This window comes from Roseibium sediminis (genome assembly GCF_008711325.1).
Classification (GTDB): Bacteria; Pseudomonadota; Alphaproteobacteria; order Rhizobiales; family Stappiaceae; genus Roseibium; species Roseibium sediminis.
On record NZ_VXDB01000014.1, the window covers coordinates 82,555 to 95,139 of the forward strand.

Consider the following 12,585-nt stretch of genomic DNA (forward strand, 5'->3'; position numbering starts at 1 on the left):
AACTGCCGAAATTCCTATTGTTCGCGAACCGGCTGCTGAAGAGCGGCGCAATTGTCCGGTTCTGAAATCACCGGCTTCCAATAGGCAGAAAGCAGCTTTGTCTGCGGGCGGTCTCCAGCTTCGGTCGGTTGTAGGGACAGGTAGTAGTCCCCCCACCATTCGCCGGCAGCCCAGGCCGTCCAGCCGATCCACACATCGCTGTTTCGATTGAGGTAAAGGATCACTTCTGCCATGCCTTGCAGGCAGTCGGGCGAGCTGGTGCCGCCAAATTCGCCCAGAAATCCAACGTAGCCTTTGTCTCGAAACCAGCCCTCGACACGGCGGAGGGCCGCGATCGCGTCATCCGTTCGCGGGCAGGTCAGGTTCGTGCCGGAGAAATTCTCGTCGAGATATTGATGGATATCGAAAACATAGTTGTTCAACGGGTCCACAACGCCAGTCAGAAGATCCGCATTTGAGCCGCCCTCCTGCTCGTCAAACCAATGCACTGCACCGGTCCACAGGGTGCCCGGCACCATGATCATGTTGGACGCACCGGCCTTGCGAATGGCGGCAATGGACGCATTCGTCGCCTCAAGCCACGTTGCGGCGGTGACCTCGATCGGTTCGTTCATCAGGAGGTAGATCACGTCGTCCCGGTTGGCAAAAAGAGGCGCAAGTCTCGCCCAGAAATCGGCGAATGCCTCAATCGTGACATTCCCGGTGCCGATCTTGTGCAAACCATATTCGGCAAAATTGTGTGGGCTGAGGACGACTTTCATGCCCCGTGCCGTAATGCGCTCCACCACGTCCGTCAGGCGGCCAAGTTCGTCTGCATCAAACGGCGCATGCAGCGAGGTCTGCAGGCGCTCCCATCTGAATGGAAACCGGACCGTGTTGACGCCAAGACCCGCAAAATGATCAAGCGTTTCATCGGTCGGGTAGATGTAGTTTGTCCCGAAAACACCCGGAAGACTGCCGAACTCTGCCCCGGCGATGTTAACGCCGCGCAGGCATGTCATGGCCTGCGCAGGACCTGCACCAAGCATGGCAAGGCTCAATAGCGCACACATGGCGCGCACCGAAATCGCGCGCAAGAGACGGCTTGGTTTCAAATGGCTCACCGGTTGTTAGTCGCGGGTCTGGTCCAGCCCCCATGGCGGACGGGCAGACCCAATGGCTTATCGGGTTGGGTATAATGACCATAGGTTGAAAAACGTTACCATACCCTTTGACCAGTAACCTGATGAAGGCGTTTCTCTTCTCCTTCGAAGCTGTCCGGGTTTGGGGCAGGTTCAAGGTTTGTCATCAGCCGCCGCGCGGCAAGGATACCGACAAGTGCGAACAGGATCCCGCCGAAAGCCTGTCCCGCCAGAACACCTGCGGCCCCTGCGAAAGAAGCACCAAGCAGCACAAAGGGCAATGTGCCAATCGTATGACGTGCCCAGTTCAGTGCGGTGGAGTAGATCGGTTTGCCCAGATTGTTGAAGCTGGCGTTGCAGACAAACAATGCCCCATTAAAGAATTGCAACAAGGCAAGCGGACCACAAAACAGGAACAGAAGCGCCGCCATCTCTCCGGTCGCGTTAAACATTCCGGCAATCAGATCCCGCAGCAGGAACAAAAGCACCGAGACGAAGAGCACATAGAGACCGACAAACAGCAATCCGTCGAGAAAGGCGCGACGGACGCGGTCAAGGCGGCCCGCTCCGAAATTCTGGCCGATAATCGGCCCAATCGCGCCGGAAAGGGCAAGGACGACAGCAAAGGCCAGCGGCGTCAGGCGGCCGATTACCGCCATGGCAGCAACAGCATCAGTGCCGTATTTCGCCATTTCACGTGTCACGATCGCGTTGCCGACCGGCGTGGCCAGATTGGTCAGAACCGCAGGGCCGGCAATGGCCAGCATGGGGCGGAGGTCCTGTGAAACCGCAGAAAGCGAGGGGCGTGCATAGCCGTTGCATCGGGAAACCACCAGCCAGATGCCGCCTGCCATCATGAAGGCACGTGCAACAACCGATGCATAGGCTGCCCCGTCCAGCCCAAGATCCAGCCCGAAGATCAGGATCGGATCGAGGATGGCGTTGACGACACCGCCGCCCAGTGTTGTCAGCATGGAGGCCTTTGCAGCTCCATAGGCCCGCAGGACCGCCATGGAGGTCATCGCAAGACCCATGCAGATCATGGTTGGCAGGATGATGGTGCAGTATCGTGTGGCAAAATCCAGTGTCGCCCCTTCCGCACCCAGAAGGCTGAGGATTGATGGCAAATTCGGGACCACCACCATCGGAACCAGCAGGGACACCAAAGCAGCAAGCATGGCAACGGAAGTGGCAAGCCTGCGGGCTCGTTCTGCTTCATAGGCGCCAATCGCCCGGGCGACGAGGCTACCTGCTGCAATGGAAAGACCGATATTGATCGAGTTCGTGAAAAAGAGGAGTGTCCCAGCATACCCGACTGCGGCAGCCAGCTCTGCTTTCCCAAGCATGGCAATGAACATCACATCCACGAAATCGACAGCAAAGACGGCCAGAATGCCGATTGAGGCAGTCGAGGACATGACAGCAACGTGCCGCATCAGGTTGCCAGTGAGGAAAACGGCTTGGGACATGACGGGTTCCCTGAAGGTTGGGTGAAAATGCGGCGGCGAAAGGAACTGTTCAATTATGGTCTATACAAGCCGTGACAGGTTTGGCCACGGCATATTTCGCGAAGGACGCAATGGGAAACGCAGAGGTAGAGGGCCGGGACACGACAAGCGGCAATGATTTTGGGGGCACCCGCATTGTTCATGTCGTCAGACAGTTCGCTCCCATGGTTGGCGGACTTGAGGATGTGGTGCTTAACCTTGCGAAAAACCAGACCAAGCGCTTCGCAAATGTCAGGGTGATTACTCTGGACCGACTGTTTGTGAAGCCGGATGAAAAGCTTCCGCACCACGAAATCATCGACACTATTGAAGTGGTGCGTATCCCTTATTGGGGCAGCAAGCGATATCCGGTCGCGCCAGAAGTCCTTCAGCACCTGAGGGATGCGGACCTCGTTCATGTCCATGCCATTGATTTCTTTTTCGACGCTCTTGCCGCGACACGGTCACTGCACAGACGCCCTCTTGTTGCCACGACGCATGGCGGCTTTTTTCACACGGACCGGAATGCCGGCCTGAAGAAGGTGTGGTTCAACACCGTCACCCGTTTTTCCGCATCCCGTTATCGCGGCATTGCCTGCTGTGGCGAAAATGACTTCGAGCTGTTCCAGCCATTGGCACCCGATCGCGTCCGGCTGATCGAAAACGGAGTTGATCTGACGAAGTTTGCAGACGCGGCGTCGATCAAGCCTGTCAAACGATTGGTGACGGTCGGCCGGTTTTCGCAGAACAAACGCCTTGAGCGGGTGCTTGATGGACTTGCGGCAGTCAGGGCACGGGACGAAGCGTTTGAACTGGATATCATCGGCTCCCCCTCGGATCTTTCGATTGAGGATCTGGAAAGGGCAGTCGAAAGCCGCGGTCTTAATGGGGCTGTCGATATCCATGTCGGCCTTTCGAATGATGGGGTCCGAACAGCTTTTTCCGGGGCGAGCCTGTTTGTCAGCGCTTCCGATTATGAAGGTTTTGGCCTTGTACTGATCGAGGCGCTGAGTGCGGGCTTGATACCGGTGGTGCATGAAAATGCAGCCTTCCGGAGTTTGGCCGGGCATCATCCGACCGTCCGTTTGACCGACTTCTCAGCGCCGGAGAAGGCTGCCGACGCTGTGCTGGAAACGTTCGCGCATCTTGTTTCCGATGAGGATCTGCGGGCGCGGGCGCAACAATCCTCCCGACGTCATGGTTGGGAAAAGACCGCCCGTGACTATGAAGAGTTTTACGCCGCAGCCTTGGAGCCGTAGCGCTGTCCGGTCCTTATGGCTGCGCTACCTGCCTTGCCCATAGGCCAAACGCTCCCGGATTACCTCCGCGCGGCTTTTTTGCCTGTCTGTTTCTGAAACAGTCGTCGACGCCTGTCTGCCGGGCAGGAAATTGTCTGCAGCGCCTGCCGCAATCCAGAAAAGCGCAGCCATCTTGATCGAATAAAACGCATTCGAGACGGAGAACATCAGGCAGACATAGGTTGCAGCCAAAACCTTGAACTTGAAAGCCTCGTCCGATTTCGTCGGTGCATAGATGAACAGCGTCCAAAGGGCCAGCATGCCGACAATGCCGATCTGTCCAAGTGTGTAGGCATAGCCATTATCGTCCAGGAAGGGCAGCGTTCGATCCAGCCCGAATACGGCTGCGGGCGACAGTTCCTGCATCAGCAGGGCCGAGTTGAGAATTCGGCCCGGGAAGTTGTCTTCCCATCGGGTTTCGGTGGTCAGAGATCCGTAGAGGGCGAGGATCAACGTGATGGCAAAGGGCAGGGCCCACCAGATGAACTTGGGCGCGAGGCGGTAAACTGGAGCCACAATCAGAAAGGCGATGCACACATACCCGCCAAACCGGGCATCACCCATGATGATGACCACGATGGCGAGTGCGTAGAGGATGAAGCGAAAGCGCATGTGGGTGCGGAATGTCGCCCACAGGAACAGGAACGCGCCAAAGTTTCCCATTGTCACCGGCTCGAGAAACACCGAGGAGGATCTGATGTCTCCCAGAAAGGGCAGGAAGTAGCGTCCGCCGACACGCGTGGCACTGATGAAGAGGTTTGAGCCTTCAATATAGTTGTCGTCAGGCTGGAGGGTGCCTCTGGCGACGTAGTATTCGAAAATGTTCACGATCCCAGTGAAAACATCCAGAAACAGCATCTCGAAGAGGCCGAAACTGATCACCAGTGTCGCACAGAGAAATACCAGGCGATCAACATCCTCGATGGCGCGCATGTTCCGGCCAATGAAGTAGAAGGTGATGGGGATCAGAATGTCGCGGATGGCCTTCAGGTCCAGCTCAGGCCGAAGCGACATGATCAGCACGATATATGTCAGGTAGACAAAAAGCACCGCATAGAAGGAGATGCGGCGATCAAGTGCGAGAACAAGAGCGACCGAAAGCAGTGTCATCTCGGATAGCATGACCGTGTTTTCGCTGATACGGGCAACGTTCGTATTCACGAAGGCCAGCATCAGATTGAAAAGAAAACACCCGGTGACGACAGCGAAAACCGTGAAAAGCCAAAGCCGATAGTTTCGGTCGGCCTGTTCCTGCAGCCAGCCGGAAACGGCTGTTCGATCATGCAGCTTCCAGGACGACATTGCCGATCACCCGATCTTGCCATGGCTGGAGATATGCAAGTGTCCGGTCCAGATCACCGACATTCGTCTCGCCGATGGTGCTGACCAGAAGTACTCCGTCGCAGTGTCGAAGAAGGACGGGCAGGAACGGGCTGTTGCGCGCAGATCCCGCATCGACGATCAGAAAGGATTCGTCTGCCGCCAAATCCGGCCCGCCACCATATTTGCGACGGCTGTTGAACTGCTCGACCTTCAGATAGCGCGCGAGCGCCCCGGTCGGTTCAAGTGAGCGGCTTCGGCTTTCCGAACGATGTCTGTCATCGCCGCCACCTGCGAGCCTGGACAGGTTTCCGATACGGTCCTTGCGATCGTTGGATCTGGAGCGGCGTTTCTCGGGCTCCAGTGTCTTTGTTGTGATCTTTGTGGCGGTCTGCGCCAGCAACACATCTTCACCCATTTCGAACAATTGCGTGGCAATTGCCCGGGCGACCGACTCCGACTGTCGGGCATCATCGTCTATGGAAAGAACAAGAATGTTCGCGGAGTCATGATCTTCAAAGTCATGACGCAGCGCATAGGCAACCCGGCTGAGAGCAAGTCCCTTTTGTGTCTCGCTTCGACGTTCTGCCCCGGTCAGCTTGTGAACAAGCGTTCCAAGGATTGGAATACCGACCGGGCGCATGTTCGGAACCAGAGAGACAATCGGCAAACCCGTCCGCTTGACCAGATCCCGTTCAGAAGTGACACGGCCCCGCAGAACGGTCATCGCGACGCTCAGTCCGGCGGGTACGGCCACGCCGAAAAGCGCCGCTGCCAAAAGCACGATGAGAGAACTCGGTCCGCTGGCCTTGGATGGGACTTGCGCCTCGCTCAGGATACGGGATTCGTTTGTGTCGAGCTCCGGCTGTTCTTCAAGTTCCTTGGCCCGGCGCAGGAAGGCCTCGTAGACGCTGCGGCTGGATTCCGCTTCAAGCTGAAGCTGGCGCAGTTCAACCAGATCCTTGCCCTGTTCCGAGTTTTCCGATTGCAGCGCACGGGACTGCGCCTGGAGCGCTGCCAGCGTTCCCTGCGCCTGTTCGTACTGACTTTTGATCGTGCGTTTGATGCGCTGAAGCTCGCTGTTGATCTGGCGCTGGGTATCAGCCAGCTGGGATCTGAATTCACGTAAGGTTGGGTGACTTGCGCCCAGCGTTGTGGCGGCCTGAGCTTCCTGCTGGGCCACACGTGCATATTGAACGCGCAAAGAATTGAGTGTGGACGTTTCCGTCGTTTGCGGCAAACCGCCTGCCTCGACATCTGCGAGGGTCAGGGGGGCGACGAGGTCAAATGTAGATTTGGCACGCTCCAGCTCGCCCTGCGCCTGGGCAATCTGGGTGTTGAGTGCCTGAATCTGCTGATCAACAACGAGCCCGGCGGTGCCGGTGCTGATCAGGCCCTTTTCGCTCTTGTAGGCTTCAACAGCGTTTTCGGCTTCCTCCACCCGTTGTTTCAACGCGGTGGCCTGCCTTCCGAGGGAAGAGCTCGCCCGCGTTATGACATCGCTTCGCGATTCCACGGTGTAGGACAGATAGGATTGTGCGATCTCATTGGCGATGGTGGCCGACATCACCGCATCCGGATGGTCGACGACGACCAGAAATACAAAGGAACGACCCTGCCGTTCCACCCTGATCCGCTCTCTCAGGTTTGCAATTGTTTTTGCCCGCAATTGTGTATCGGACAAGGTGCTCGGTGCTGCGGACCCAAGCAGACGCTTCAGCAATCTTGGCTGATGAAGTGCAGGATCGTTGTCCAGACCGAGCTTCTCGGCCACCTGGTTGAGCACCTGGGTGGAGACGAAAATATAAGCCTGACTTTCCAGTTCTACGCTCTGGAAATCCGCGCCGGCAAGACCGGAGCCCGGACCATTTGCCAGCACCTGCACACCGCCTTGAGGCTCAATGAGAATTTCAACCGCCGCGCGGTAGCTGGGGGTCTTGAAGGCCAGAAAACCGAGGGCAAGCGGGATTGTCAGCAGTGGCCCGATCAAGAGCCACAGCATGTTCCTCCGCAAAATACCCGGGATGTCCGAAATATCGACCATTCACTTCCATCATCAAGATCTGCGGAGGCACTTTGGGACCCTGACCTGCTCATGCCTCCGGTTGACAACCGAAGTGCGTGGCAAACGCCGCAAACATTCCATCCCCATGTATCCCTGATCATGATTAACAGAGTGCAAATGTCTCGCTCAATGGTTGCAAAATCTACGAAGTTCAATAAATAGGAAAAGAGGAATATGATCTTGCTCTCTGCAAGGGAAGGTTGCCGTCAACGCTGTCACGGTCGAAGGAGAATTTCGGAGATCCGTGCAACCGTTGATTAACCACCGTAGATGTTAACACGTGATGTTAACTCGATATTTCAAAGGGGCGTCAATTATCTCAGGTAGTGTACCCGACAGCACAATCGCACAAGAGCATCGGTCCGACGCGAACATGTTGCAGCAGGAAATAACAAGTGGGCTGCCGCTTCGGGCGGAGAAAATCAGTATCGGGCCGTTCGACCTGAATGCGTTGACCGAGCGTGATGCTATTTCCGAAATTCGGGCCGCCATCGTGATGCGCCGACGGATGAATGTCGCGATCTGCAATGCCCACACCCTGTTGACCGCCTTTGATGACCAGACTTACGCCGATGTCCTCCAGAAAATGACCCTTCTGAATGACGGGATCGGTGTGAATATCGCCAACATGGTCCTGAATGGCAGGCGGTTTCCGGCAAATCTCAATGGAACCGACTTTGTTCCACAGCTCTTGAAAGAGATAGGCATTCCGCTGCGCATCTATCTGCTCGGTGCTCGTTCCGAGCAGCTGGACGGTGCGGCCGCAGCCATTGCGGCGGACTATCCGCTCCACAAGGTGGTTGGAAAGCGCAACGGTTATTTCGATGCGGTGGATATCGAAACTATTTGCGCCGACATTTCTGCTGCCAAACCGGATCTGCTGCTTGTTGCGATGGGCAATCCGCGGCAGGAGCGCTTCATCATGGAGCATCAGGACAAGCTCCATGTGACGGTGGCAATCGGGGTCGGTGCGCTGTTTGATTTCATGTCAGGAAGCGTTGTCAGGGCACCGCGCATCCTGCAGTTTGCCGGACTGGAATGGCTGTTCCGCTTTGCTCAGGAACCCAGACGCCTCTTCAGACGATATGTTGTTGGAATTCCAAGGTTCCTGTATCGCGTCTGGCGTCTCAAACGTGACGCGTAGCTGATCCGTCAGGACGTCATCAGCTGTGCGGATATCATCTCCAGCAGCTCTTCAACCGCGCTCGCCGTTGTTGTTGACGGGAGCTTGGGGCGCTCGACCATAGTTACCGGCAGCTTCAGGAGCCTGGCAGCCTCCAGCTTGGCGAAGGCGCGTGTTCCACCGCTGTTCTTGCAGACAAGTCTCGTGATGCGGTGCCTTTGAAGCAGGTCAAGTTCGGCTTCAACAGATTGGGCCGGTCGCGCCAGCTCCAGATGCCAGCCCGAGGGGAGGGCATAGTCGGGTGGTTCGATCATTCGCGCCAAAGCAAAGAGGTCGTCGCGCTTGAGAAACGGTTGCAGGTCCTTGCGCCCAACGGCAAGAAACACACGGCTTTGGGGCTCAAGCTGATCGCAGGCCGCGTCCATGGACGACACTCCGGTCCAGTTGTCCTCTTCAGACGGAAGCCAGCTTGCGCGTTCTAACCGTATCAGCGCTGTCCCTGTCTGCTCGCAGGCAATGGCTGCGTTCCGGCTCATCTGCGCCGCATAGGGATGGGTCGCATCGACAACCAGCCGCACGTCCTTTTTGCGCAGATAATCAGCTAATCCCTCCACCCCGCCGAACCCGCCAATGCGGGAAGGGAGCGGCAAGTCGGGCAGGTCGCTGACGATACCAGCATAGGACACCACCGCTGCAAGGTTCGGCGATGCTTTGAAAACCGCATGTGCCAGTTGGCGCGCTTCGAAAGTGCCGGCAAGGATCAGCAGATCAACCGTGTCAGCTTTCAAAGCCGGTCTCCCCGAGCACTTTGCCCTTCCGGTCGACAATCAGCACTTCCACCTTGATATCGGCATCCCGAAGGATGTTGCGTACCGCTTCTCGCGCCTTGAAAGCGAGAGGTGTTGAAAGGTCTATACCTTGCCCTTCTGCCTCGTCGAGAATTTCCTTTGCCGTGTTGGCAGAGTGCGCAAGGTCAATCAGGTCCGCTGGCGCATCAGCTTTTTCAAGCAGGGTTCCCAGAAAGGCGAAATCGACCTGGCTTCGTGCAGAGTGCAGATCCAGCGCTCCCTGGGCCAGTTTGGTGAACTTGGCAAAGCCGCCCGCCATGGTCAGACGTGGCAAGGGATGGGCGCGCAGGTATTTCAGCAATCCGCCCGCGAAGTCGCCCATATCGAGAAAAGCAGCTTCGTCAAGCTGGTAGCGCTCGCGAACGGCGTCTTCCGAGGTTGAGCCCGTCGCACCAACCACATGGGTAAGGCCGCTGGCCCTGGCGACATCGATTCCTCTATGGATCGAGGCAATCCAGGCGGCGCAGGAAAACGGCCTGACAATGCCCGTGGTGCCCAGAACCGAAAGCCCGCCGATAATACCGAGCCGGGGGTTCATGGTCTTGAGAGCAAGTTCAGCGCCCCCTTCGATGGAAATCTCGATCTCAAGATCCCCCGCAACGCCCGTCTCGGCACAAATCTCCTCCACCGCCGCCCCAATCATCTGGCGGGGGACAGGGTTGATCGCCGGTTCTCCGGGCGGGATTGGCAAGCCCGGTCTGGTCACCATGCCCACGCCCGGTCCTGCCTTGAAAATCAGTCCGCTTCCGGTTGGAAGCTTGCGGACTGTCGATGAGACAAGTGCGCCATGAGTGACATCGGGATCGTCACCTGCATCCTTTATGATGGAGGCGGTTGCCCGGTTCCCGGAAAGGCTGTGCCCGGCAAGGGCAAAATCGGTTTTGGCGCCTTTCGGCAGGGTAATGGTCACCGGGTCGGGAAAGTCGCCCGTAACCAGTGCTGCAAAGGCTGCCTTGGTTGCAGCTGTCGCACAGGCCCCCGTGGTCCAGCCGCGCCGCAATTCTGTTGGAACCGAACTTTTCATGCATCTGGTTATAGCGCAGTTTTTTCCGTCTGCCGCGCGGCATTTGTGTCGATGTCGGAGTCAGGCCTTTCCATGTCCGAAATCCCCTTTGCCAAATGACACCAAGGGATTACAAGAGGGTATGAGTGACGGAATCGACAAGCTGCCACAGTCCGACGCCTTGCCTGTATTCGAGGCGGGATGGGTCTGGCTGGCCGGTGCGGGACCCGGAGATCCGGGTCTGTTGACCCTGCATGCCCTCAATGGCCTGCAGCAGGCGGATGTCGTTGTCTATGACGCGCTGGTTGACACGTCGATCCTGCAATGGGTGAAGCCCGGTGCAGTGGTGGATTATGCAGGCAAGCGCGGTGGCAAACCGAGCCCGAAGCAACGTGATATCACCCTCAAGCTGATTGACTATGCCCGTGAAGGAAAGCGCGTGCTTCGTCTGAAGGGCGGCGACCCGTTTGTCTTTGGTCGCGGCGGCGAAGAGGCCCTCGGGCTAGTTGCCGCAAAAGTGCCGTTTCGCGTGATCCCCGGCATCACCGCCGGAATCGGTGGTCTCTCCTATGCGGGGATCCCGGCAACACATCGCGATTGCAACCAGGCTGTCACCTTCCTCACTGGTCATGATCAGACAGGTTTGACACCAGATGCGATTAACTGGGACGGTATCGCCAAAGGGTCTCCGGTGATCGTCATGTATATGGCGATGAAGCATCTGGAGACGATTGCCGACAAACTGATCGCCGGTGGGCGCTCTGCCAGCGAACCGGTGGGCATCGTGTGCAACGCTTCCCTGCCGTCGCAGCAGGTTCTGGAGACCACACTGGGCGAGTGTGCCGAAGCGGCGAGAACGTCAGCGCTTGAACCGCCTGCCATCGTCTGTGTTGGCGAAGTCGTGCGCCTGCGGGCAGGACTGGATTGGTTGGGCGCGCTCAATGGGCGCGTGCTTGATGCCGATCCGCTGGATCTCAAGAACACTCTTGAGGCAGCTGCGGGCAGGTTGTGACCAACGGAGCCGCAAAAGGTATTGTCATCGCTGCGCCGTCTTCCGGCAGCGGCAAGACCACCGTCACGCTTGCACTCCTTCGCGCGCTCAAATCAGCCGGACATAAAGTGGTTTCGGCTAAGTCCGGCCCGGACTATATCGACCCGAAATTTCATGAAGCAGCCAGCGGGGAAGAGTGCATCAACCTGGATGCCTGGGCGATGAAACCGGCTGGCATCCGCTCCATGACCGGCGCGCATTCTCATGGACAGGACCTGCTGGTCGTTGAGGCCGCAATGGGTCTTTTTGACGGGGCTGCAAACGGCAAGGGCTCTGCTGCAGATCTTGCGGTCATTCTGGGCTTACCGGTGGTTCTCGTTGTTGATTGTGCCCGACAGGCGCAATCGGTCGCCGCTCTGGTCAGCGGGTTTGCGCATTTTCGCTCAGATGTCGATATTTGTGGCGTCCTCTTGAACAAGGTCGGAAGCGCCAGACATGAGGCAATGCTTCGAAAGGCCTTGGCCCCTCTCGGCATTCCGGTGATCGGGGCACTGCCAAGAAAACCGGAACTGGCCTTGCCCGAGCGCCATCTCGGCCTCGTACAGGCTGGCGAGCATGAGGCGCTGGAAGAGTTTCTTACTGCTGCGTCAAACCTTTGCAAGGATCATGTGGATCTGGACCTTGTGGCAAGTTTGTGCGGGAGGTTGGCTCCCGCCGAAGCCACAGGTATTCTGCCGCTGAAACCACTGGCGCAACGCATCGCAATTGCGCGCGATATCGCCTTTGCCTTCTCCTATCCGCACATGCTCAACGCATGGCAGCAGGCAGGAGCGGAACTCAGTTTCTTTTCGCCGCTGGAAGATGAAGCGCCCGATCCTAAGGCCGGTGCAATCTTTCTGCCCGGTGGCTATCCCGAACTCCATGCCGAAAAGCTCGCCGCAGCACGCAGGTTCAAGTCAGCTGTGCTGGCTTCGGCAGAAGCCGGAACGCTGATCTATGGGGAGTGCGGCGGCTACATGACACTTGGCGAAAGCCTGATCGATGCCAACGGCACCGCCCATGAAATGCTGGGTCTCCTGCCGCTGCAAACCAGCTTCGCAACCCGCAAGCGGCACCTCGGCTATCGCCAGCTGACACCTGAACCGGGTGCGCCATTCGAAGCGCCTCTTTCAGCTCACGAGTTTCACTACGCCTCGATCCTGCATGAGGGCGACTGCAATCGGCTGTTTCAGGCCGCCGATGCAGAAGGCAACCGGCTCGATCCGATGGGCCTCAGGCAGGGATCTGTCATGGGCTCATTTGCCCACATCATCTGCGAAGCCTGAAGCC

10 protein-coding genes are annotated in these 12,585 nt (G+C 57.7%); 4 read left to right on the forward strand and 6 right to left on the reverse strand.

Annotated features, from left to right (window positions below; all coding sequences use genetic code 11):
* Window positions 1-14: 14 nt before the first annotated feature.
* Window positions 15-1,094 carry a glycoside hydrolase family 5 protein gene (locus F0155_RS14990; RefSeq protein ID WP_208999297.1) on the reverse strand — a complete coding sequence of 360 codons (1,080 nt, stop codon included), beginning with the start codon at window positions 1,092-1,094 and terminating at the stop codon, window positions 15-17.
* Window positions 1,095-1,198: 104 nt separating this feature from the next.
* Window positions 1,199-2,590, reverse strand: a complete 1,392-nt coding sequence (locus F0155_RS14995; protein ID WP_208999298.1) for an MATE family efflux transporter — start codon at window positions 2,588-2,590, stop codon at window positions 1,199-1,201.
* Window positions 2,591-2,793: 203 nt separating this feature from the next.
* Between F0155_RS14995 and F0155_RS15000 the strand changes: the two genes are divergently transcribed.
* Window positions 2,794-3,867, forward strand: a complete 1,074-nt coding sequence (locus tag F0155_RS15000) for a glycosyltransferase family 4 protein (protein ID WP_425299961.1) — start codon at window positions 2,794-2,796, stop codon at window positions 3,865-3,867.
* Window positions 3,868-3,891: 24 nt separating this feature from the next.
* Here the strand turns inward: F0155_RS15000 and F0155_RS15005 are convergent, their stop codons facing one another.
* Window positions 3,892-5,208 (reverse strand): UDP-phosphate alpha N-acetylglucosaminyltransferase, encoded by a 1,317-nt coding sequence (locus F0155_RS15005; RefSeq protein ID WP_150525348.1) that lies wholly within the window; start codon window positions 5,206-5,208, stop codon window positions 3,892-3,894.
* On the reverse strand, window positions 5,186-7,270 hold the full coding sequence (locus F0155_RS15010) for a GumC family protein (RefSeq protein ID WP_150525349.1): 2,085 nt from the start codon (window positions 7,268-7,270) through the stop codon (window positions 5,186-5,188). The genes F0155_RS15005 and F0155_RS15010 overlap by 23 nt, the downstream gene beginning before the upstream one ends.
* Window positions 7,271-7,664: 394 nt before the next feature.
* Here F0155_RS15010 and F0155_RS15015 point away from each other — a divergent pair, with 394 nt between their 5' ends.
* Complete coding sequence (locus F0155_RS15015; RefSeq protein WP_150525350.1) at window positions 7,665-8,435, forward strand: WecB/TagA/CpsF family glycosyltransferase; 771 nt, start codon at window positions 7,665-7,667, stop codon at window positions 8,433-8,435.
* Between the two features lie 8 nt (window positions 8,436-8,443).
* Here F0155_RS15015 and F0155_RS15020 read toward each other — a convergent pair whose 3' ends face one another.
* Together F0155_RS15020 and F0155_RS15025 are read right to left on the reverse strand one after the other, a co-directional pair.
* Entirely contained in the window at window positions 8,444-9,202 is a 759-nt protein-coding gene (locus F0155_RS15020; RefSeq protein ID WP_150525351.1) for a cobalt-precorrin-6A reductase, read from the reverse strand.
* On the reverse strand, window positions 9,192-10,286 hold the full coding sequence (locus tag F0155_RS15025; protein ID WP_150525352.1) for a cobalt-precorrin-5B (C(1))-methyltransferase: 1,095 nt from the start codon (window positions 10,284-10,286) through the stop codon (window positions 9,192-9,194). The genes F0155_RS15020 and F0155_RS15025 overlap by 11 nt, the downstream gene beginning before the upstream one ends.
* Before the next feature lie 121 nt (window positions 10,287-10,407).
* Between F0155_RS15025 and cobA the strand changes: the two genes are divergently transcribed.
* Together cobA and F0155_RS15035 are read left to right on the forward strand one after the other, a co-directional pair.
* Window positions 10,408-11,277, forward strand: coding sequence for a uroporphyrinogen-III C-methyltransferase (gene cobA, locus F0155_RS15030; RefSeq protein WP_150525353.1), 870 nt, complete (start codon window positions 10,408-10,410; stop codon window positions 11,275-11,277).
* Window positions 11,274-12,581: a cobyrinic acid a,c-diamide synthase CobB gene (locus F0155_RS15035; protein WP_150525354.1), complete on the forward strand. Its 1,308-nt coding sequence runs from the start codon at window positions 11,274-11,276 to the stop codon at window positions 12,579-12,581. Before cobA ends, F0155_RS15035 begins: the two co-directional genes overlap by 4 nt.
* Window positions 12,582-12,585: the final 4 nt, after the last annotated feature.